The following is a 612-nucleotide window of genomic DNA, read 5'->3' as shown; positions in this document are numbered from 1 at the left end:
GCAATTACTTATAGCCATTGTTGTGCTTTCGTTATTTTTCTCTTTGTTTTAATTCATTTTTAATTTGCTCCTGTACTGCCATATTCTCTTTTATTCCTCTTTTATAAGTACTATTCATATAAGAATAAAAACCAATAGCTTGTTTTAATACTTCTTGAAAATAGATGTTATTCTGTATTTCTGCAAGGTTTACGGGTTCTGCCCATCGTTGGGCTAAATCACCTCTAAATATCGTCTTGATATTCTTATATGCTTCAGTCTCATGCAATGATTTCACATGCTCATAATCGGACCTTAAATCTTCAGTTAAGTAGAAATATTTGAAATCATACAATTCAGAAATAGCAATTCTGAGCGAATCATTATGAATGATGTCTATTCCTTTAGATTTTAGATTTTCATAAGCGACAGTTATTGGTTCAAAGTTACCTCTTCCAATTATTCTAGCATAAGACCATTTCAATGAATCAGTTAAGGGTGTTCTCTGTTCTAAATGCTCCAACACGTCTCTGTTGAGTTTGGTTTTATCATTATTATACGTAATCTTTGAGTTAAGGTTAATGACATCCTTTTCAAGGTTTACTAGAATTTCACTTAAAATATTCGTTTCAA

Annotated in this window: 1 protein-coding gene; it reads right to left on the bottom strand. The window is 30.9% G+C overall.

What is annotated here, in order from left to right; genetic code table 11:
• Positions 1 to 31 precede the first annotated feature (31 nt).
• A partial coding sequence (locus FVF61_RS14125; RefSeq protein WP_158635169.1) for a hypothetical protein occupies positions 32 to 612 on the bottom strand: 581 nt, incomplete at its 5' end.

It is taken from the genome of Xanthomarina maritima, assembly GCF_008084905.1.
Lineage (GTDB): Bacteria > Bacteroidota > Bacteroidia > Flavobacteriales > Flavobacteriaceae > Xanthomarina > Xanthomarina maritima.
Note: the sequence above shows the minus strand (reverse complement) of the source record. Positions and strands in the feature narration are given on the sequence as shown.